The organism is Vibrio sp. 2132-1 (genome assembly GCF_033344315.1).
In genome coordinates this window covers 1-546 of the sequence record NZ_JAWPON010000741.1, presented here as the reverse complement: position 1 = coordinate 546, position 546 = coordinate 1, and the positions used below count along the sequence as shown (strand labels likewise).

Annotated in this window: 1 pseudogene; it reads right to left on the bottom strand. The window is 47.6% G+C overall.

The features are described from left to right. Window positions 1-202: 202 nt before the first annotated feature. Window positions 203-546, bottom strand: a pseudogene (locus R8N47_RS27715) (phospholipase); the annotation flags it as partial.

Below are 546 nucleotides of genomic sequence, written 5' to 3'. Positions count from 1 at the left end.
GTGGGCATGTTGTCTGATTTTGACTTGGACTTTTGTGTACTGCTTTGGCTCTGGGGTGGCGTCGAATCACTATCAACCAATGCGATTGATTTATCCTGCAACTCCGAAGAAAGCTGCGTTAAGTGATCGCGCTCGTCGACATTGACTGAAAACCAAACTATGCCCGCCAAAACGGCGGACACAGTGATTAGTAAGCTAAGCTTCATGGCTTGATCACGGCGCTGACAGGGAAGTGATCCGACAGGTTGTAATGTTTCCACAACCCCTCTGCCGTTGAACGTGGAACATCAACGCGGTTGTCGTTAAACGATTTCACGCCATATTCGTTGCTCACCATGACGTAATCGAGGTATTCCACATTTTCGCCACCAGATAGTGCTTCGCCTGCGAAGTTATTGATACGAGGGTCGAACGTAGACGCTGTATAGCCAGAGTATTGAGGCTCCATCGCACTTAGGTTTGCGATCATCTGCTGGTAATCTCCAGGAAACTTCAGCTTGTTTACATTAAAGTCACCACTGTAAACGACCGTTTCGTTTTTCGGAA